Annotated in this window: 18 protein-coding genes and 2 pseudogenes; 5 read left to right on the top strand and 15 right to left on the bottom strand. The window is 60.1% G+C overall.

Annotation, left to right across the window (positions count from 1 at the left end; all coding sequences use genetic code 11):
* Nucleotides 1-62 precede the first annotated feature (62 nt).
* Together ahpF and ahpC are read right to left on the bottom strand one after the other, a co-directional pair.
* Nucleotides 63-1,634 (bottom strand): alkyl hydroperoxide reductase subunit F, encoded by a 1,572-nt coding sequence (ahpF, locus tag ACFO27_RS11040; protein WP_376817381.1) that lies wholly within the window; start codon nucleotides 1,632-1,634, stop codon nucleotides 63-65.
* A 162-nt stretch (nucleotides 1,635-1,796) separates the two neighbouring features.
* Nucleotides 1,797-2,360, bottom strand: coding sequence for an alkyl hydroperoxide reductase subunit C (gene ahpC, locus ACFO27_RS11035; RefSeq protein WP_043684780.1), 564 nt, complete (start codon nucleotides 2,358-2,360; stop codon nucleotides 1,797-1,799).
* A 299-nt stretch (nucleotides 2,361-2,659) separates the two neighbouring features.
* Here ahpC and ACFO27_RS11030 point away from each other — a divergent pair, with 299 nt between their 5' ends.
* On the top strand, nucleotides 2,660-4,264 hold the full coding sequence (locus tag ACFO27_RS11030) for a methyl-accepting chemotaxis protein (RefSeq protein WP_376817380.1): 1,605 nt from the start codon (nucleotides 2,660-2,662) through the stop codon (nucleotides 4,262-4,264).
* A gap of 98 nt (nucleotides 4,265-4,362) precedes the next feature.
* Nucleotides 4,363-5,124, top strand: coding sequence for an N-acetylmuramoyl-L-alanine amidase (locus ACFO27_RS11025; RefSeq protein ID WP_376817379.1), 762 nt, complete (start codon nucleotides 4,363-4,365; stop codon nucleotides 5,122-5,124).
* Here ACFO27_RS11025 and ACFO27_RS11020 read toward each other — a convergent pair.
* Entirely contained in the window at nucleotides 5,121-7,931 is a 2,811-nt protein-coding gene (locus ACFO27_RS11020) for an HAD-IC family P-type ATPase (protein WP_376817378.1), read from the bottom strand. The genes ACFO27_RS11025 and ACFO27_RS11020 overlap by 4 nt on opposite strands.
* Nucleotides 7,932-8,346: 415 nt before the next feature.
* Here ACFO27_RS11020 and ACFO27_RS11015 point away from each other — a divergent pair, with 415 nt between their 5' ends.
* A complete protein-coding gene (locus ACFO27_RS11015) occupies nucleotides 8,347-8,982 on the top strand; it encodes a hypothetical protein (RefSeq protein ID WP_376817377.1) in 636 nt (211 codons plus the stop codon).
* A 111-nt stretch (nucleotides 8,983-9,093) separates the two neighbouring features.
* Here the strand turns inward: ACFO27_RS11015 and ACFO27_RS16535 are convergent, their stop codons facing one another.
* From ACFO27_RS16535 to ACFO27_RS10990, 5 genes and pseudogenes are all read right to left on the bottom strand, one after another.
* Nucleotides 9,094-9,426, bottom strand: a complete 333-nt coding sequence (locus tag ACFO27_RS16535; protein ID WP_465251350.1) for a ubiquitination-like system serine protease family protein — start codon at nucleotides 9,424-9,426, stop codon at nucleotides 9,094-9,096.
* Entirely contained in the window at nucleotides 9,426-10,484 is a 1,059-nt protein-coding gene (locus ACFO27_RS11005; protein WP_376817408.1) for a HesA/MoeB/ThiF family protein, read from the bottom strand. The genes ACFO27_RS16535 and ACFO27_RS11005 overlap by 1 nt, the downstream gene beginning before the upstream one ends.
* A 3-nt stretch (nucleotides 10,485-10,487) precedes the next feature.
* Nucleotides 10,488-10,763 (bottom strand): annotated as a pseudogene (locus ACFO27_RS11000) (Mov34/MPN/PAD-1 family protein); the annotation flags it as partial.
* A gap of 47 nt (nucleotides 10,764-10,810) precedes the next feature.
* A complete protein-coding gene (locus ACFO27_RS10995; protein WP_376817376.1) occupies nucleotides 10,811-11,914 on the bottom strand; it encodes a multiubiquitin domain-containing protein in 1,104 nt (367 codons plus the stop codon).
* 27 nt (nucleotides 11,915-11,941) lie between these two features.
* Nucleotides 11,942-12,163, bottom strand: coding sequence for a DUF2188 domain-containing protein (locus ACFO27_RS10990; RefSeq protein ID WP_368643427.1), 222 nt, complete (start codon nucleotides 12,161-12,163; stop codon nucleotides 11,942-11,944).
* A 220-nt stretch (nucleotides 12,164-12,383) separates the two neighbouring features.
* On the opposite strand from ACFO27_RS10990, the gene ACFO27_RS10985 reads away from it, so the two are divergent.
* Both ACFO27_RS10985 and ACFO27_RS10980 read left to right on the top strand, forming a co-directional pair.
* Nucleotides 12,384-12,707: a helix-turn-helix domain-containing protein gene (locus tag ACFO27_RS10985; protein ID WP_368643428.1), complete on the top strand. Its 324-nt coding sequence runs from the start codon at nucleotides 12,384-12,386 to the stop codon at nucleotides 12,705-12,707.
* Entirely contained in the window at nucleotides 12,704-13,567 is an 864-nt protein-coding gene (locus ACFO27_RS10980) for an ImmA/IrrE family metallo-endopeptidase (protein WP_376817375.1), read from the top strand. The genes ACFO27_RS10985 and ACFO27_RS10980 overlap by 4 nt, the downstream gene beginning before the upstream one ends.
* Before the next feature lie 425 nt (nucleotides 13,568-13,992).
* Here ACFO27_RS10980 and ACFO27_RS10975 read toward each other — a convergent pair whose 3' ends face one another.
* The 7 genes and pseudogenes from ACFO27_RS10975 to ACFO27_RS10945 all read right to left on the bottom strand — a co-directional run bounded on the left by ACFO27_RS10975 (nucleotide 13,993) and on the right by ACFO27_RS10945 (nucleotide 20,197).
* Nucleotides 13,993-15,576 (bottom strand): RNA-directed DNA polymerase, encoded by a 1,584-nt coding sequence (locus ACFO27_RS10975; protein ID WP_376817374.1) that lies wholly within the window; start codon nucleotides 15,574-15,576, stop codon nucleotides 13,993-13,995.
* A gap of 199 nt (nucleotides 15,577-15,775) precedes the next feature.
* Nucleotides 15,776-16,258, bottom strand: a complete 483-nt coding sequence (locus tag ACFO27_RS10970; protein WP_376817373.1) for an antitoxin Xre/MbcA/ParS toxin-binding domain-containing protein — start codon at nucleotides 16,256-16,258, stop codon at nucleotides 15,776-15,778.
* A gap of 74 nt (nucleotides 16,259-16,332) precedes the next feature.
* The gene (locus ACFO27_RS10965) at nucleotides 16,333-17,289 is read right to left on the bottom strand and encodes a TniQ family protein (protein ID WP_376817372.1); all 957 of its coding nucleotides are present in this window, start codon (nucleotides 17,287-17,289) and stop codon (nucleotides 16,333-16,335) included.
* Nucleotides 17,286-17,795 carry a hypothetical protein gene (locus tag ACFO27_RS10960; RefSeq protein ID WP_376817411.1) on the bottom strand — a complete coding sequence of 170 codons (510 nt, stop codon included), beginning with the start codon at nucleotides 17,793-17,795 and terminating at the stop codon, nucleotides 17,286-17,288. The genes ACFO27_RS10965 and ACFO27_RS10960 overlap by 4 nt, the downstream gene beginning before the upstream one ends.
* Nucleotides 17,796-17,858: 63 nt before the next feature.
* A pseudogene (locus ACFO27_RS10955) lies at nucleotides 17,859-18,305 on the bottom strand (TniQ family protein); the annotation flags it as partial.
* The gene (locus ACFO27_RS10950) at nucleotides 18,250-19,125 is read right to left on the bottom strand and encodes a TniB family NTP-binding protein (RefSeq protein WP_376817371.1); all 876 of its coding nucleotides are present in this window, start codon (nucleotides 19,123-19,125) and stop codon (nucleotides 18,250-18,252) included. The pseudogene ACFO27_RS10955 and the gene ACFO27_RS10950, both read right to left, overlap by 56 nt.
* Nucleotides 19,126-19,129: 4 nt before the next feature.
* Complete coding sequence (locus ACFO27_RS10945; protein WP_376817370.1) at nucleotides 19,130-20,197, bottom strand: Mu transposase C-terminal domain-containing protein; 1,068 nt, start codon at nucleotides 20,195-20,197, stop codon at nucleotides 19,130-19,132.
* Nucleotides 20,198-20,259 lie beyond the last annotated feature (62 nt).

The following is a 20,259-nucleotide window of genomic DNA, read 5'->3' as shown; positions in this document are numbered from 1 at the left end:
GCCAAACGAAATGCGGCGGGCCGGATCGCTCCGGCCCGCCGCATGGATCACGCCCGGAGGGGTCAGGCGACGGCCTTTTCCTCGGCCGCGACCGAACTGCGGATCAGGTGGTCGAAGGCGGCCAGGGCGGCCTTGGCGCCTTCGCCGGCGGCGATGATGATCTGCTTGTACGGGACCGTCGTCGCGTCGCCCGCCGCGAACACGCCGGGCACCGAGGTCTGGCCGCGCGCGTCGACGACGATCTCGCCGTGCTTGCTGAGCTCGACCGTGCCCTTGAGCCACTCGGTGTTGGGCACCAGGCCGATCTGGATGAACACGCCTTCCAGTTCGACGCGGTGCGCGGCGCCGCTGGCGCGGTCCGTGTAGCTCAGGCCGGTCACGCGCTTGCCGTCGCCGTGGATCTCGGTGGTCTGCGCCGAGGTGATGACGGTCACGTTGGCCAGGCTGCGCAGCTTGCGCTGCAGGACGTCGTCGGCCCGCAGCGCGTCGCCGAACTCGATCAGCGTGACGTGGCCCACGATGCCGGCCAGATCGATCGCCGCCTCGACGCCGGAGTTGCCGCCGCCGATCACCGCCACGCGCTTGCCCTTGAACAGCGGGCCGTCGCAGTGCGGGCAGTAGGCCACGCCGCGATTGCGGTATTCGTTCTCGCCGGGCACGTTGATCTGGCGCCAGCGCGCGCCGGTCGAGAGGATGACGGTCTTGGCCTTCAGGACGGCGCCGCTGGCCAGTTCGACCTGGATCGACTTGCCCGGCACCAGGCGGCTGGCCCGCTGCAGGTTCATGATGTCCACTTCATAGGCCTTCACGTGCTGCTCCAGCGCGACGCCGAACTTCGGCCCTTCGGTCTCCAGCACGGAGATGTAGTTCTCGATCGCCATGGTGTCGAGCACCTGGCCGCCGAAACGCTCGGCCACCACGCCGGTGCGGATGCCCTTGCGCGCCGCGTACACGGCCGCCGCGGCGCCCGCCGGGCCGCCGCCGACCACCAGCACGTCGAACTCTGCGCGGGCGTTCAGGGACTCGACCTTGGCCGCGTCGTCGCCGGCGTCCAGCTTGGCCAGGAATTCCTCGACCCCGGCGCGGCCCTGGTGGAACAGCTCGCCGTTCAGGAACACGGCGGGCACGGACAGGATTTCGCGCTTCTGGACTTCGTCCTGGAACAGGGCGCCGTCGATGGCCACGTGGCGGATGCGCGGATTCAGGACCGACATCGCGTTCAGCGCCTGGACCACGTCCGGGCAGTTCTGGCACGACAGGGAGAAATAGGTTTCGAACACATAGTCGCCCGGCAGCTTGCGGACCTGTTCGGCCACGGCGTCGTCCAGCTTGGGCGGATGGCCGCCGACCTGCAGCAGGGCCAGCACCAGCGAGGTGAACTCGTGGCCCAGGGGGATGCCGGCGAAACGCACGGCCACATCGGTTCCGGCGCGGGCGATTTCGAAGGACGGCACGCGCGCCCCGGGGGCGTCATCCGTCAGGGTGATCTTGTCGGACAGGCTGGCGATGTCTTCCAGAAAGGCCCGCAGCTCCTGCGACTGGGCGCCGTCGTCCAGCGACGCGCGCAATTCGACGGGCAGCGTCACGCGTTCGAGATAGGTTCCCAATTGTCCTTTGAGGCTTGCATCCAGCATATTCATACCTTTTTGGAAAAAACCGTCCCCCCGGGCGACATCCATATGGTATCGCCCGATCAGAAAGCGCGGGGGAGAAAAATCGGCGGCCCGCGGGCGGACCGCCGAGGCATCACGGGGCGCGCATCCCGATGGCGCGCGCCGATCCGGTGATGGAAAGGATCAGATCTTGCCGACCAGGTCCAGCGAGGGGGTCAGCGTCTTGGCGCCTTCTTCCCACTTGGCCGGGCAGACTTCGCCCGGGTGGCTGGCGACATACTGGGCGGCCTTGACCTTGCGCAGCAGTTCGGACGCGTCGCGGCCGATGCCGTTGTCATGGATTTCCAGGACCTTGATTTCGCCGGCCGGATTCACCACGAAGGTGCCGCGCAGCGCCACGCCTTCTTCTTCGATGAGCACGTCGAAGTTGCGCGCCAGCAGGTGGGTGGGATCGCCGATCATCGGGTAGTTGACCTTCTTGATGGCGTCGGACGTGTCGTGCCAGGCCTTGTGGGCGAAATGGGTGTCGGTGGACACGGAATAGACTTCCACGCCCAGCTTCTGGAATTCGGCGTAGTGGTCGGCCAGGTCTTCGAGCTCGGTCGGGCACACGAAGGTGAAGTCGGCCGGGTAGAACACGAACACGGACCACTTGCCGGCGACGGTCTGATCGCTGACTTCGACGAACTTGCCGTTGTGGTAGGCGGTGGCCTTGAAGGGCTTGATGGTGGTGTTGATCAGGGACATGAAAAAAGCTCCTTGTTCAGAGGTTCAGTGAAAGGGCCGCGAGGGCAACGGAAACCAGTGTAGGCGAGCCTGTTTGATAAGTAAAATTGATTGTTTAAATAGAGCCGATTGTCATCGACTATCAAAACCGCATCCTGCGTGCTGAAACGCGATCGAAGCGTGTTGTTTTATGCCTATAACGCATCATTAAACATGCAAAAAAATCATGCAGCCCGAGTATGATGCACGTTCGTTGGAATATTTACCGTAAGCCATTGATACAAAAGATATTTTAGACCTTAACGATCCCGGGGATCACCATGCGCAAGAACCTGCCCATCACCCAACAGGAATACGATTTTCCCGACGGTGAAACGCTGTTGTCCGCCACCGACCTCAAGGGCCGCATCACCTACGCCAACGCCGCGTTCGTGCGTGTGAGCGGCTTCGAATACAACGAGCTGCTGGGCAAGGCCCACAACATCGTGCGCCACCCCGACGTCCCGCCCGAAGCCTACCAGGATCTGTGGGACACTCTGAAGCAGGGCCGTTCCTGGACGGCGGTGGTGAAGAACCGGCGCAAGAACGGCGATCACTACTGGGTGCGCGCCAACGTCGCCCCCGTCTATCACCAGGATACCCTCAGCGGCTACCTCTCGGTCCGCACCAAGCCCAGCCGCGCGGAAATCGACGCCGCCGAGCGCGTCTTCTCGACCTTCCAGGCCGGCCGTCCGGCCATACGCTTCCATCGCGGCCTGCTGCTGGACACGGGCTGGCGGCGCTGGCGCAATGGGCTGCGCACGCTGTCGCTGCGCCAGCGGCTGGTGCTGGTCCTGGGCTGCCTGATCCCGCTCTGGGCCGGCGTCGCCTGGCAGGCCGGGCTGCGGGACACGGCGTGGCTCGACGCCAGCATCGGCGGCGCCGTCCCGGTCCTGCTGGCCGGCCTGCTCCTGGACCAGCGGCTGGTGAAGCCGCTGCGCGCCATCCAGCGCCAGGCCGTCCAGGCCGCCACGGGCCAGCCCGTGGACGACTGGCATCTGCCCCGCCTGGACGAAATCGCCTCGATCCAGAAAGCCATCGCGCAATCCAGCCTGAACCTGCGGTCCTTCATCGACGACGTGCATGGTCAGCTGGGCGGCCTGCGCCACGCCTCGACCGAGATCGCCCAGGGCAGCCAGAACCTCAGCACCGAGACCGAACTGGCGGCCAGCCGGCTGGCCGAAACCGCGACCGCGATGGACGGGCTGGCAGGACTGATCGAGAACAACGCCGGCAGCGCCCGGCAGGCCGTGAATCTGGCCCAGGCGTCGGGGGAAGCCGCCACCCGCGCGGCCGACATCGTGCACCAGGCCGCGCGGCAGATCGAGCGCATGGACGAGGCCAGCCAGAAGATCGGCGACATCGTCCAGGTGATCGACAGCATCGCCTTCCAGACCAACATCCTGGCCCTGAACGCGGCGGTGGAAGCCGCCCGCGCCGGCGAGCAGGGCCGCGGCTTCGCCGTGGTCGCCGGGGAGGTCCGGGCGCTGGCCCAGCGGTCCGCGGCGGCCGCCCGGGAAATCGGCGGCCTGATCCACGAAACCGTGCAGATCGCCCAGGGCGGCGTGGCCCGCACGCGCGAGGCGACCGAGGCCATGGGCGACATCCTCGAGCAGAACCGCCAGGTGGGCGAGCTGATCGGCCAGATTCACCAGGCGGGCGAGGACCAGGCCCGGGATCTGGCGCGCATCCAGCAGACCTTCGTCCACCTCGGCGACCTGACCCGGGGCAACGCCGCGATGGCCGAGGAATCCTTCACCGCCGTGCAGACCCTGGACGGCCAGACCCTGAACCTGGCCAGCGCCACCGGAGTGTTCCGGCGGGACGGGGCCGCCGCGCCCGCGCTGCCCCGGACGGAATCCCCACGGCGCCTGGCGGTGTCATAGCCCGCGCCGATCCCGCGGCAGGCGTGCCCTGCCGCGGGCGCCGGAACGCGGCGGGGCAGCCTCCCCGCCCGCCACGCTCCGGCACTACACTCGCAGGCATGGCCCCGCCGTCCCGGAGGACCGCTTCCTTGGCTTCCTTGGCATCGACATGCCCCATCCGCGGGCGCTCCGCGCGCCTCCTGCTCGCCAGCCTGCCGGCCCTGTGCTGCGCCTGGCCGGCGCACGCCGCGCACGTGCTGGTGGATGCGGGCCATGGGCCGGAACACCCTGGCGCGACGGGCGCCAGCGGCCGCGCCGAGTATCTGTACAACCGGGACCTGGCCACCGCCCTCGCCCGCGCGCTCGCGGCGCTGGGCGACCGGACCACCCGGGCCGAGGGCATCGGCGCCGACATCCCGCCGGCCCGGCGCGCGGCGGGCGCGCCGGACGCCGATCTGCTGGTGTCGATCCACCACGACTCGGCGCAGGCGCGGTATCTCCAGGCGGGCCGCCAGGCCGAATTCGCCGGCTATTCGATCTTCGTCTCGACCCTGAACCCGCACCCCGCCCGGAGCCTGCGGTGCGCGCGGGCCATCGGCTCATCCCTGCGGGCGGCGGGCGAACGGCCGTCGGGATACCATGCCGAACCGGTCGAAGGCGAGAATCATCCGTTCATCGACCGCCGTCTGGGCATCCACCGCTACGACGCCCTGGCGATGCTGAGGGCGGCGCCCATGCCCGCCGTCCTGGTCGAGGCGGGCGTCATCGTCAATCCCCGGGAGGAAGCCCGCCTCGGGAAGCCCGGGACGATCGCGCGCCTGGCGCAGGCCATCGCGCGAGGGGCGCACGCCTGCCTGGAAAGCGGGCGGGCCAGGGACTAGCCCCGGGATTCTCCCCGATGCGGGGCCCGGGTCCGCGTGCCGTCGCCGCCCGGCGCCGGGCCCTGGCCGCCGGGCATCACCCGCATCCGACGCAGCAGCCATTTTTCCAGTTCCAGCAATCCCATCAGGACCGCGCCGCACGCCACGACAGCCAGCAGATCCACGAACGCCAGGGGCCGGGTATCGAACCATCCCTGGACGACCGGCACGTAGGTGAATGCCAGTTGCGCCAGCGTCACCAGCGCCACCGCGATGAGCACCGCCGGCGTCCCCAGCGCCCCGCGCAATGAAAACGAAGTCCGGTGCAGATAGCGGACGTTGAACAGGTAGGCGATTTCGAAGGCGACGATCGCGTTGACGACCAGGGTGCGGCTGGCCGCCAGGTCCAGGCCCCGGGCCTGCGCATAGGCGAAGACCGCGAAGGCGCCGGCCGCGAACAGCGCCGAAACCAATACGATCCGCCACACCAGGAAGGGCGACAGCAGCGCCAGGCCCGGCGCGCGGGGCGGCCGGCGCATCACGCCGGGCTCGCGGGGTTCGAAAGCCAGGGCCAGACCGAGGGTGACCGAAGTCACGAGGTTGATCCACAGGATCTGCACGGCCGACAGCGGCATCGTGACCCCCAGCAGGATCGCCAGGATGACCGTCAATGCCTCGCCGCCATTGGTCGGCAGCGTCCAGGCGATGACCTTGCGGATATTGTCATAAACGGTGCGCCCTTCGCGCACGGCCGCCACGATCGAGGCGAAATTCTCGTCGATCAGCACCATTTCAGCGGCCTCCTTGGCCGCCTCGGTCCCCTTGCGCCCCATGGCCACGCCGACGTCGGCCTGGCGCAGGGCGGGCGCGTCGTTGACCCCGTCGCCGGTCATGGCCACGACCGTCCCCCTGGCCTGCAAGGCCCGGACGATGCGCAGCTTGTGCTCGGGATCGGCACGCGCGAACACCGCCACATCCGCGGCCCGATCGGCCAGCGCCGCATCGTCCAGGTCCTGGATGTCGGCGCCCGTCAGGACCCGGTCGCCATCGGCCATGCCGAGCTGCCGCGCGATCGCTCCGGCGGTGACGGCGTGGTCGCCCGTGATCATCTTGACGTCGATCCCGGCGGCGCGGCACTGGCCGATGGCTTCGACGGCTTCGGGACGCGGCGGGTCCATGAAACCGACGATCCCGAGAAAGACCAGCCCGCCGGCCAAATCCCCGTGGGTCAGCGCGCCCGGCGCCGCCCGCGTCTTGCATGCGAAGCCCAGGACCCGCTCGCCCGCCGCGCCGGCCCGCGCGATCTCCGCTTCCCAGGCCCGGACATCCAGGGGTTCCTCCCCGCCCGCCGCCCCCATCTGCCGATGGCAGAGGGTCAGCAGGGCCTCCGGCGCGCCCTTGACGCACACCACGGCATCGCCTTCGGCCGGCGCATGCAAGGTGGCCATGTAGCGGTACTGGGCGTCGAAGGGAATCTCGTCGGCGCGCGGCCAGCACGCCCGGACGTCCCGCGGGTCCAGCCCCGCCTTCATGGCCAGGCAGGCCAGCGCCCCTTCCATGGGATCGCCTTCGGAACGCCAATGCCCGTTTTCCTGGCGCACGTGGGCGTCGTTGCACAGCAGCCCGACGCGCACGAGCCAGAGCACCGCCGCCGACGGCTTGCGGCCGTCTTCCGCGGACAGGTCGCCTTCCGGCGCGTAGCCCATCCCGCCGACGCGGACGGTCTGCCCGGCGGCCACGATCCGCCGCGCCGTCATCTCGTTCAAGGTCAGGGTGCCCGTCTTGTCGGAACAGATGACCGATACCGCGCCCAGGGTTTCGACCGCCGGCAGGCGCCGGATGACCGCCTGCCGGGCCGCCATGCGCCGCACTCCGATCGCCAGCGTGATCGTGATGACGGCCGGCAGTCCTTCGGGCACCGCGCCGACCGCCAGCGCCACCACTGCGATCAACGCATCGTGCCAGACGTAGCCGCGCACCAGGACGGCGAAGGCGAACACCATCGCGGCCGCGCCCAGCGCGACCCAGGCGAAACTCCGCCCGAACGCGTTGACCTGCCGCAGCAAGGGGGTCGTCAAGGGCTCGACCGCCCCCAACAATCGGCTGATCCGGCCGATCCGCGTCGCCTCGCCGGTTTCGACCACCACGCCGGCGCCCTGGCCGGCCGCCACCAGCGTGCCGGAAAAGGCCATGCCGCGCCATTCCGCCAGAGGCGCCGGGACGGGAACCGCCACCGTGTCCTTTTCAGCGGCGACGGACTCTCCCGTCAGCATGGATTCGTCGATCAGCAGCCCTTTGGCGCGCACCAGCCGCACGTCGGCGGGCACCCGGTCGCCGGCTTCCAGGCAGACCAGATCGCCGGGCACCAGGTCCGCGGCGGGCACGGTCCGCCGGCGGCCGTCCCGGATCACCACGGCGCCTGGCAGGATCAGCCGATGGATGGCGGCCAGCGCCTTTTCCGCCTTGTCTTCCTGAATGAAACCGATCACGGCGTTGATCAGGACGACGGCCACGATCACGGCGGCATCCACCTCGTGCCCCAGAAACCACGCCGCGCCGGCGGCCAGCAGCAGGAAGTAGATCAGCGCGCTATGGAACTGGGCGGCCAGACGCGCCAGCGGCAGACGCCGGGCCGGACCGGGCAGCGTATTGGGCCCGTGGCGTGCCCGGCGGGCCGTCGCCTCGCCGGCCGTCAGGCCGCCGGGTCCGCTGCCCAGCTCGTCGAGCGCGGCCTGCGCGTCCCGCGCATGCCACGGCCGGCCATCGCCCCGTGCGCCGTTCACGTCCGCCCGCCCGCCGGGCACACCGATATCCTCGCGGTCATTCATGGCCGTGGGTTCCTTCGCATCGCATCGGTTCCGCGTGCCGCCCTCCCGGGAGACGCGCCCTTCATTTTTTATTTTGCGCAACGATGGCCGCCGCATCCGGACGGCGCACGGCACTTTTTGCGGCAGATCAAACCCCGCCCCATCCACTTGGCTTCTGTCGAACGCCACTGAGGCCCGAACCACCACCTCTTTTAAATCAATGAGTTACGAAAAAACCACCATCAAGTCTCGAACAGTTTAGTCGTTCAGTTCTGAACTTTCCGTACTTTCCACCGCTTAGTTTTGAACTTTCCGGGTTATTCAACGTATGCAGCTGCTTTCGGCCAAGATCGGCTATAGATGAATGGCCGCGTTCGAGTAACCTACTCGGACCTGAATTAAGCTTGCTCGATAACTGGATAAGGAGTATCACCGTATGCGAACACCTGTTGCCATCCGCGACGAGTATCTGGATTCATTGACCCACATCCGCGTCGCCTACAACAAGGTGTGTCAGGAGGTCGGGAGGGGGCACCTATTCACGTTCCCTGATGTGCACAAGCTGTCCGAGGGACTGTTCATCAGTGCATTGACCTACTGGGAGGCGTTCTGTAAGGACGTCATCACGACAGACCTAGCGACGCGTACTGTCGGAACGCTTTGTTCGGAAGTCAAGACGTTCAGAACAAAGAATGCTCCATATCGATTGGCCGAGCGGATATTGAACCATCCAGACCACCCCACGCGGTTCGTTGAGTGGTCCAGCTTCCAGACGTTTGTGGATCGTGCGAATGCCCACCTTGGGAGTGGCTATAGGTTCGCTCTACCGCAACCCACAGTGCAGAACCTAGCCATAATAAAAAAGATCCGAAACGCCATCGCCCACAAGTCCGACAAAGCTTGGACTGACTTCTCGACCATGATCCGAAAAACGCCGTTTAATCTCACGAGTTCACAGTGCAAGGGCGTAACTCCGGGACGGTTCATTTACGCGACTCCGTGGTCCGGAACAACCGTGATGCTCCATACCTTAGCGACATTGGAGAACGCAGCGAACACCATAGTTCCGTAGGGGGCTTGTGCCACAGCCCCTAGAGGATTGAGAGCATACTTAGCATGATTGATCTGATCGTCACTTAACCCGAAACGAAGGGAGAGCGCCGGGCATCACGATACATTGGGATCACAACACCCAATGCACGCGCCCCCGTCGAACCCAAAAGTGCGAACGGCAACCGGTATTTCTCCATACCGAAGGATGCAGGGTCGGACGGCCAGCCTCAATTCCAAGTGTCCAGTAAGTCTTTGAATCTGGCGAAAGCGATAGCTCAATCACCTCACCGCAGCCACAAGGACACATCATGACAGCGGCCCAAGGCTCGCCCTCATCGATCATACGAATTAGTCGACGTCGTGCAATCTTTCCTGGTGGCTCATCACCGTGCGCATCGACACAGACCAAGTCGCCTCGGAACCAAGCTACCAAACTCTCCCAAGGGCGTGAGACCAACTGCATCAACGACATCGCATATCCTCAAGTGCGGGCAAACCAAGAAGAGGGAATTCCAACCCACAGCCCGCGTACGCATGGGGCGTAGCTTGAAACGACTCTTCGGCGAAGTAATCATGCTCTTCGGCGGCCAGATCAAACTTGGTTCTGGCATAGTGTGAATTGGATTCTAAGCGGTAGCTGTAACGCCTTGCGATGAACTCCTGCACGACGGCGCTAGCTGCACGCATGTTGACTGAGATTACTGACGGTGCCTCTTCGTTGGCACCAGACATATAGCCCTCCCCTACCAACTGCCTGTAAGCTTCCGGGTCTCGCTCGCGCTTTTCCTCTGCTGCCAAGTGCTGGGGCGTGTAAACGCCCCGATCGCCCAGGCTCGAGCACTTGGGCTGGATATAGTCTATGCGGCCGTTGACATTGGAGATCGCCATTTTTCCGTCAGGGTGATAGACGGGAATGGAGATGCCCACGTCGAATAAGGGTTGGACCATAGCAGCCGCAAGTCGGTCAGCAATGTGCCTGCCGCCAAAGCTATCCACACAGGAAAAGATGATGTCGGCCTCGGCCACTGCTTCAATTGCCTCAGGCGTGCCGATCCGAAGCGGGAGAACTTTGACATATGCGGAGGGATTGATTCGCTCCGCTACATCCTTGAAGACATCGACCTTCAATCGGGCCGCATCAGCATCAGCCTTCGTGGAATTGAGGATCCGGTTGAGATTCTTGTCCTCAATACGATCGTCGTCGATCACGATAAGCTCGCCGACGCCCATGCGAAGGAGTTGCTCAGCTACTACGCTTCCCGTGCCAGAGATGCCAATAATGGCGACGGAGATGTGGGCGAGCTCTTCACGCATTGCAGCGGAAAAAGCCAAGGGCGCAGCGGCATCAGGTGCCGCATACCAGCACAAGCGTAGATCGTCACCATAGATCGCAACAAGGTCGATGGGGTGGGGAAGCATCGTATCGTCGTAGAGCCGTGCTTTGACCCCGCCGCCCGGCAACATGATTGCCGTGCCATGCCACAGGCCGTCAGTGTGGCCGTAGGGATGGAGATAGGGCATGAGCTCTCCATCAGACGCGTTATCAAGCGGGGAAAAGTCGGAGTACCCGCTTGGGTGTGAATGGATCAGAACCAGGGATAGTTCGCCTTGTGTCGCGCGAGCGAGCCAGGGGTCTAGGACCGTGCTTGGCCAAGTGATGTGATCATCCTCTCGCACGCACAACTCGTACTGCACAAGGGCAACCTCACGCACCAGAAGCTTCAAGCGCCTCCCGCGCACCCTTGTGCACACCAAGATAGCGGCGGCTTCCTTACCGTCCCCTGGGAATAAGTGGCCCATGATCCGAGCATGATCCACACCCGCCATTACCAGGGTGCCACCGCGGTTCACGCGCCGACCTCCCGGGTGATCGCGTGTTCAATCAGGGCGAAGTGGGACTGAAGGTTATCAACCCCAGGCACCCATTCACTCCCTGCACCACGATGGCGCGACCACCGCTGGAATTCGGTGCCCGCGATCACCTGTCGATGCTCTGTCTGGGGTGGCGTAGCCCCGTTGGCAGTGAGATGGGGACTACAGAAGAACATGTCGAGCTGAGCGCTCGGATAACCTTCCGGTATCTCAACAGCGACCGTGCAGCAGGGTGCATTGTAACCAGCCGGAAGCGTATAGCCCTCCACAACCAACCAGCGGCCACCTTCAATGATAGTCCGCCAACGCAGCCCAGCCCTCGCGAGGAAAGAAACATCGTCCGGGAGCAGGCTGAAGTCGCGGCGCGTATCCTGGGTTCCATCGCCGTTGTTGACGTTTGCGGGCGCAACGCGTAGGCGCTCGACACCTGGCTGGCTCAGATCAAGGACATCATTCATACCGACCGGACGGATTGCATGGTCCTTGACTTTGAACTTGACCTCCCACGACTTGGAAACGTCGAAGCCAGCACGGATCAGTGCATCCCGAACGATGACTTGGGACTGATCGAACTCGTAGTCCTTGTCACGGATCTGTAGGTGCCAGCTCGGCTTCTTCGTGTAGAGACGCTCAACACCAGGAGCCGCCAGGTCGATTACATCCCCTGGTGTCAGGAGGAAATCTGCTTCATCGGTGAGTTCGAGCCACAGGCCCATCCGTTCGTCGATGCGACCGATGCGGCGAACAGTTTCGACATCGAGAGGCCCCGCCCAGGCGTAACGCTCCTCGTCCAGAGTGAAATAACGGACACCATCGGCCTTAATGGCGAAGAATTCGGCCAACGGGCCATGGCGGGGCAAGTCGATCACATCGTCGAGCGCAACCTCGTTCGTTGGTCCGCTCTCCGGCCAACGGATAAGTGCATAGTCGGAGGCCGGGCGCAGGCGTGCTGCGGCCAGGATCTGCTCGCCGGTCGGCGTCCGATCATCCAACTCGACAACTTCATTATTAACGTGCACTGTGGTTCGGGCACGCTCTGCTGCGTGATCGGGCGGTTCACTGCTGTTGTGCTGGGTCATATCATTGATCTCGTATGGGGTGGTTATTCAGCCCTTCGGCGGGAAAGGGTCGTTGCCATAGCTGTCCGAGTCGCGGATGCGGCCGTCGGGACGATGGATGACAACTTCCCCGTGTTCGCGGATTGCCTGTTTGCGGGCCGCCTCTGCGGCCTCAGCCTGGGTGCGATGAGTGCCGCCGACACGACTGGCGCCCTCAGAACGAGTGGCCCAACCGGAACCGTGCGGAACAACGTGAATACGCTTACTCATTGAATCTCCTAGTAGACCTATGCTGCATTTCTGACCCTGATCAAAAGGCAGGGAGTGCTCATGCAGGGGAGGAAGTTTCTGGTTCAAATTACACTATATGCAAATAGAAAGTTCGGAATAACGAACAAAATGTATGTTACGCCAACTGTTCCTAAAGTCAAACAGGAAGTTCGGTATCGTGGTACATTAGACACACCTATTCGACCTATACATAGAGTTCATGGCCACACGTCTTGGCGAAAAATTGAGGGGGCTGCGCACGGAGAAGGGCCTCACCTTAGAAAAACTGGCAAGCCTTGCCGGACTAAGTAAAAGCTACCTATGGGAACTTGAGAACCGCGAGTCCCAGCGACCTTCAGCGGAAAAGCTCACTGCGCTTGCCGATCAGCTTGGAGTTTCCACCAGCTACTTCATCGAAGATGACGTCCGCTCACCACAAGAGCAGCACCTCGATGAGGCGTTCTTTCGCAACTATCGGCAACTAGACGCTGGCGCGAAGGATCAACTGCGCAAGATCCTGGACACCTTCAAAAAGGGCTCATGATGAGCGAAGCATGGAGTCCACAGCGGGCCGCGAACCGGATTTCACACATATTGAATGCGTTTAGCGCTGCCCAAGGAACTCCTCGCTTTCCGATAGATGTTCCATCTCTCGCCCTAGAAGCTGGAAAACTCTTCAACTGGGACGATCACATCACAAGCGTTACGGCCGCGAACATAAATCAGTTCGAGGGTGCCCTGTATCCTGACGAAGATAAGAAGCGCTGGCTATTACTCTACAATGAGGCAATGCCATCGCTTGGCCGCGTGCGCTTTACACAGGCGCATGAGCTTGGGCACTACATCCTGCACAGGCAGCGAAAGGACAAGTTTGAGTGTACTGGGCACGACATGCTTGATTGGTCCGATGAGACGAATATCGAAGCTCAAGCTGATCTCTTCGCCTCCTACCTCTTAATGCCGATTGATGACTTCCGCAACCAGCTCAACGCCGCAGTCGATCTGGACATCCTCGGACATTGTGCAGACCGCTATGGTGTTTCACTAACTGCAGCAATCCTCAAGTGGCTGCAATTCACCGAAGATAAAGCCGTGCTAGTCCTGTCTCACGACGGCTTCATGGATTGGGCTTGCTCTAGCAAGCCTGCTTTGGGGGCAGGCGCGTATTTTGCAACGCGCAAGAGCATCATTGAAATACCAGAAAGCTCCGTTTGTGCAGACGCCGATACCCTCCATGACAGAAGGGGCAGGGTCATAGCTGCATCAACATGGTTTCCCTATGCGGAGCAGGCGCTGACAGTACGCGAAATGAAAATCACAGCAGAGCAGTACGGCACCACACTCACCCTGCTGCATCTACCTCATTATGCTGATGTCTGGCCTTCACGCGAAGAAGATGCGTGATCCAACTCTGGACTTCCCCCACAATGACGGTCGGTTCGGTGTAAGCGTCAGCACCGATGAACACACATTAACGGACGGTCGCATTTGCGGCTGTTAAGTTTTCTGAAGGACCTGTTAACGACGTTAACTATGCCGTTTCCGATTGCCAGCGATGGGGCAGCAACTCCTTGACCTGGTGGTTCAGGGGGTTAGTTCATTACAGCATGACTAGGTTTAGAGGACAGCGCTTCGTGCTTGTCAGTTGGATAATTGGGATTCATCTTGTAACGCGTGATAGTGTACGATTAAGTCATGTATTTTTAGGCAAACCTAAAAAATCCAAGATCAAGGCCAGTGATGCGCATAAGAAATCAGCGGAAAAATGACTGCGCCCGGCCGACTGCCGCCCGATGTGGCCGACTCTACTAGACCCGGACCGGGTTCAATCAGGTGCCTATCGGGAATCGCCGAGCCCACTTCACTACTGCTTTCTCCAGGTCGTCAAGCTGTGCGTCAATGCCTCGCGCCCAATGCTTGTACTCGTCCGCGGGAAGGCAGGATGCACTGTAAAGAAATGCGCGTCGTAACCAAGGACTCATCTGCTGATAGCTCTGTTTCTTACTGCGAAACCAAAAATCTTGCTTGCTTCTTCCCATGGCCAGTAGGATCTCGCGAGCAGAAAAATCGTCGATGGAGTCATTGAATAGCGGGATATATTCTTTTTCGGAATTCCAACCCGGATCCTTTCCAAACGGCATCAACGTGTACATACGGGCGTATTCCAAGTGCGATGCAGTTTCCGCCGAGTCACGATATATCTCAATAAGCCGGCTTCCAATTTCTGCTTTGTTGGCCGTTGGTATGTCATCGAGCCCGAGCAGGTACTCGATCGCCTCGCGAACAACCGGAACGAACTTGCTGAAATTATCCAGAATGATAGGCACTGCATCTGCATCCTTCAGTTGCCTAAGTCTTCTGAGAGCAAATTTAACGAGAGAAAGATCGGGCTCCGTCTCAGCAATTTGCTCTTCAAGTATCCCTTCCAAATTCAGTTGATCGACGGCCTCTTTGTGCGAATCGTCAAGCGAGTCGTAGTCGATCTCGCCGTAAGCATCATCGACACCGAGTTCCGACAGAAGCTCGTGGAAGCGCTCGGACAAAGTGTCCAATTCACGGTTTTCGTTCTCTCTGAGATATTGTTGCCGAAAAACCTCTGTCGACACAATGCGGGTCTTGTGCTGCTGGAGGGTAAGCCCGTGATTATCAAACAGCCACCGCGCGAGATGGGTCAGAAACTTGTACGCTTCCGCCTCGGAACTGCAGAACACCCGAAAATCGTCAGAATACCGAACGTAGTTTGCGCCCTCTGACAGCAATAATTGGTCGATATCCGAAATAGTGATCTCTGCGACCAACCGCGATGCAGCAGAGCCTACGGGAAGTCCGTACGAATACGATCCCGCCCAATGGTTGATCAGTTTCTGCAGGGCGATGGCGTGCATGTGGCCTGTGCCCAGGGCAGATTCGAGAGCATTATCGACACGATGTAAATACAGCCGTGGAAAGAAGTCAGCGACATCCGCAATGAGAACATGCGAAGGCTGAGATGCATTACAGCGCTCTTGCGATGCCTGCTGAAAACTTCTGTATGAAAACGCATCGTCAAACATCCGACCGTCAGCACCCGGCTTGAAACGATACGAATGGACGTTTCCGTCGCTCGCAGGAATGCGCCGCGCTTCCAACTGGGCGCCAATCTCATGCACAAGTGCTGTGAAAACCAGAAAATCAAAGGGGTCGAGCTGCGTAGAAAGGCGGAATCCATATTGATGCTTTGGCGCGAATGACGTACGGCTGGCTCGGATCGTCCAGGCAAGAATATCTGTGTTTCTTATCGTTGTTTTAACCACATCCCAATCGTGTCGAATTGCGGCGAATTCAAATACAGCAGGGAAGATATCTGTATCGCCGTAGTTCTCGGCGTTTAGCAATGCCCAATCAAGTGACGCTTCAGAAATGTTTAAGGCCATAATCTGCTTCGCTTTTATTTTGTGCCGGATGTCATGTTTGAAGTGTTTCAGTGCCCCGCAACCCTACGGCTTTTGCAAGAGTGGAAAACTTTGCCAATGTTACCGAGTGGCCGATTAAAAGGCAATAATCGCCTCCCGAATGCCTCAGCGATCCAGCCGTTGGATGACGCATTCTGGCCGAAACCAGCCATCCGCGTTTTTACACGTAAGCCCCAGACTGCATACGAGCCAATGTATCACTGAGCAAACTGAAGCCTGCTGCCGTATCCATGTACTCACCCGGAGAAACACCACCCAATGCACGATTTGGCACCGCCAACCAGTTGTCAAGCCAAGCAGCAGCGTCAAAATCTTCTGGAGTGCCGGACTCATTGACCATTCGCTGGACCTGGCTAATGAGCTGAATCACCGAAAAAATCTGGCCTCCGGCTGATTTGCTCAGTGCAGATCGAGCGCGAATCTTGCGCTCAACCGCCGCGACCGGCCACCCCATCCTCGTTATCAGCCAAGTCGTCGACACTCCCATCCCACGAGCAAGGTCATCGACGGCAAGCGCAGGGACGCCCTTGCGCACAACCTTGATAATCTCGACGGACTCAAGAGTTATGTATTCATTCATTCGGATTTGCTGCATACCAAAATCAATCACTCCAAAGGTATTTCTGCTGGGGGCACCTTCCATCTATAACTGGAGAAGATACCCCCTCCGGGGTTTCCAAGAAAATTCAATAATGGGACCGAGGCATCACCTTTAAATCAACTATTGGCACAAGAGGTGTGCACACCGTCCACCTGCAGAATCTGATCAATCACGTCGAAAAATCGTACCCGCCAGGCCCTATCTGCTGATTGGCAAAATTCGTCATCATGAAGGCCAACTAAAGTCACCACCCTCTGGGCGCTACGCGCCCTCCCTTTCTCCAGCTGCCCATCCTTATTACCTATAACCGGCTGTAAGCGCTGCGCTACACCCCCCTCCCGCCATGCAGCATTGCCGCATGCCCTACTGCGCGAGGCCCCCATCATCAATATCCTAGGCAAATCCTCCAGCCTGAACCGACCTGTCACTCCCGAAACAGAGAGATAACCATGCACCAAGGCTGCCGTCACCGCGTTCTGTAAACCCAGCACATCCCGCAGCCTCTTACAGTCGGACAGGGACTCCGCATGAAATTGACCAAGGTCATCACCACAGGTAAGACAGAAACGACAAATAGGTCGATCTGCCCCCTCAAAAAAACCTCGGCGCATGGTTGGAAGCGCCTCCAGCACAGCATTGCAAGTAAGGCATCGATCCAGCATCACACAGCGATGCTTTGGACAAACCAGGAAATAAGCCATCCTCCAAGGAAAACGCCAATACGGTACAGGGTCTTCGCGCAAACACTTGGGACAATAACGATAAGATGAATACCCGTGCGGTGACCGGTTAAGCAAAAAGGCAGCCTGGCGCTGCTCACATGACCTAATGTGCAGGAACATGCTATCCAGGCAAGAAAGGCTCGCCTGACTAACTGCAGTCCCATATGACAGCTTGAGCAACAGATCTAGCGTCAGTTGCACATCAAAATCCGTGGTCTTTCCTAGCCCAAAGGAGTCACATATCTGATTGGGCCAAGACTGATGGTACTGACATAATCGCAGCATCCACGATGCAGGAGACTCGTCCAATATTGGCTCAGGGAGAACCAAGAGCGAAGGGATTTTGGTCATTGCTCCTCCGCGAACAGAAGCAGTTGATGACGACCTAGATCAGGGATACGCTGCTTCTGCTCCATCCGCACGATGCGAGTCAGCAGATCGTTCAACACACCAGATTGAACGCCGAGCGCACTCGCGCACAGACTGCGGGCCTCCCCCACGGGGATCGGCGCAACCCCAGGCGACAACCGCCCCTCCGTCAACATCAACCGCAGGCGTGAAAACGCGCGTACTACGACACCCGCCGCTTCCGTGCTAGTCAACAACCGCGTCATTCTTCCTGGAACGATATCTAGCCGCCCACTACCCGCAGCGATGCCCAGAGTGCGGACCACACGAAGCAAAGCATCAAGGCCCAGTGGCGTCAGCAAACACTGGGCGTGGTCAAGACTACTCACACGGGTCTGCGCCTCACCAAATAGCAAACCTTCAATGCGATCACTGATCCAGACCTCGTCGTCAGAAGCTCGAACACCTGATGCGTGCCGCAAATCGTAGCCACACAGACAGGCATTCACGCTTGGCCTTCGCCATCGAAGCATTCGGCCACACGATGGACACTGATCCACTAACCGAGTCTTATGCTTCGCACAGCAAGTGACGAGCGATACGTCCCATACAAGCCGTGTCCATGTTTGCTCACGCAGACATATCACGCACACCTGAGGACGGCACACGCGGACATGGTATGGCCGATGGAATTCGACGCCCATCAATTGCGTCACCAGATGACCATGCGACTTGTACGAACGAGGAAATGCGCGCGCTACGGCTACAGGTTCCGCACCAAACCAATACGCAATACGTGGCGCTGCCGCGAACGGCAAATACCGATGACCAATCGAGCAAAGCGCTCTGGTCAAATCACAAAACTCAAGATGATTGGCGACCACCATGCGCAACGCGTACCCGTTGCCTGACTCCTGAGGTTCAATGGCGTCCTGCACAGGTAATGGACGCCCAAGGGTGAGATCAGGAAACACGAAAAGGATCCTCCGCTGCTTTATCTGGCCCGTACACTTTGGCATATGCCATATGTAGCCTGGCTGGCGTAATGGACACCTCATCCGCATCGACAGCCATCATCACCGCCTGAACCAGCAAGCGTTTGAGCTCCCGTGGAACCCCCTGGGTCACACGAAACAGATGCAAGGCGATCTGACGATCAAAAATCGGGCTCAGATCTACCGCTACGCTCTCCTTCGCGAATGCCTTCAAAAACCCCACCCACTGAGCATCGCATTGGAATGCAGGCAGCCGTATGACTGTGGGGATTCGGGAGGTCAATTGAGGATCAGCACCTTCGAGGCGATCCATCAGCTTTGAGCCAACCAGCACCACAGGAACGCGTGCGAGATTCATCAAACGCTTGAGCCAGTCAATCACCTGCGTGCTGACCTTATGACTTGCTGGCGAGAAGATATGCTGAAACTCGTCCAGGACAACTAGCTGGACCTTGTGCGCACGCATGGCTTCGATCAGTACCCCATGAACCTCATTGTTATTGCTGGTCGCCCGCCCCTTGCCAGTCAATCCATAGCCAAAATTATCGAGCAGCCCACCTTGAATTTGCGACACACTAGGGGCCTCTTTCAGCTCCGTGCGGATGACCGATAATGGCTCCGTAAGATACGGGGAATCGATCATGTTCCTCTGCAGGCAATCTATCAGCAGAGACTTACCTGACCCACTTGGCGCAATAACCCGCACACCAGCAAACAGGCCAACGGCATTCCCCATATCCAATGCATTTGCTATCAGATCTAGCGCGTCGCGGAACGCGGCATGCGGCACTACCACGTCAGCCAAATGCCGTCCTGCTGCCAGTGCTTTCTCCGTGTATGGCATAACGTCACTCCAACGATGGAGACAAGCTGAAGGCGTCAAAATCGGGGATCGATGCAGCAGGCACAGACAGCTCCAGGGTGGTAACTATTTGTTCCACGAGAGGGAGCTCATCCGGCATGTGCCGACCTAAAGGCGACGACGAACGCATACCCTCCAAAAGAGCAAGCTCCTTCGCATTGCGCCTGATTTTCTTGCCTGAACGCACAGCCACGTCCCACATGTCCTGCAACTCTGCCTGTGCACGCATGAGCGTCTCAGGTGCATTGATCTGCTTCAAGCGCTCCTTCGCCTGCTGGCGAATAAGCTTGTGCTGAAAAAGCGTCAAGCCTTTGGCATAAGTCTGAGCAGTCGCGGGAACATTGATCCACGTCCTTTCTTTCGGATGCTCAACCCATACAGACCCCAGATCATCTGGGTTGATCTTGACGTTCACAGGAAAGGACGGTGCGATCTGCTTGGCCATATCAGCCAGCTCTCGGCTGCGGTAGGTGAGGTACTGCATCTCAATCCCTGTATGTCGTACCGTCAAACGCTTTGCTATACCACCAACGATGTCCAAGCTTTGCAGGTTATCGACGTACATCGGCGGCGGCATGTTCTGCAAGCCCTCCAACAGCAAATCTAGCGGGCGCGCCAAGCGGCGCTTATTGACTGACACCGGATGGGTGTCAACAGCCCACTTGATCAGACATGCACAAAGATCTGCAAACGTGACACATGCCTGTAGTTTCGGATCTACATCATCTCGTATGCCAAGCAATTTTTTTACTCGACCGGGGATGGGTAGAATGCGAGCCATCTCCAGCATGTGGCGCTCCACAACTGGCTTGAACCAGGGCTTTCGCACCGGGCAATACTCAGTGTCAAAGCACAGCTCCATGCTGATAGTGCGCATGTGCTGCGAATGAAATTCCAAGCCATTATCCAGTACCAAGGTTTCCCATAGGCCAGGAGAATGCCAGGTCTGCGTAAGACCATAGCTCTGCATCAGGGCATCTTTGGGTGATAAGGCCAGCCTGATAGTATGAGCAATATGGGCTTGCCCCACCTCTCCGGACAGATCAGATGGCATGATCATGCCTGGAGAGCAAAGCGATGGCACGAAACAGAAGACATTTCACGGACGAGTTCAAG

Source organism: Castellaniella denitrificans, assembly GCF_042653765.1.
Classification (GTDB): Bacteria; Pseudomonadota; Gammaproteobacteria; order Burkholderiales; family Burkholderiaceae_B; genus Castellaniella; species Castellaniella denitrificans.
This window is presented reverse-complemented; position numbering and strand designations above follow the sequence as displayed.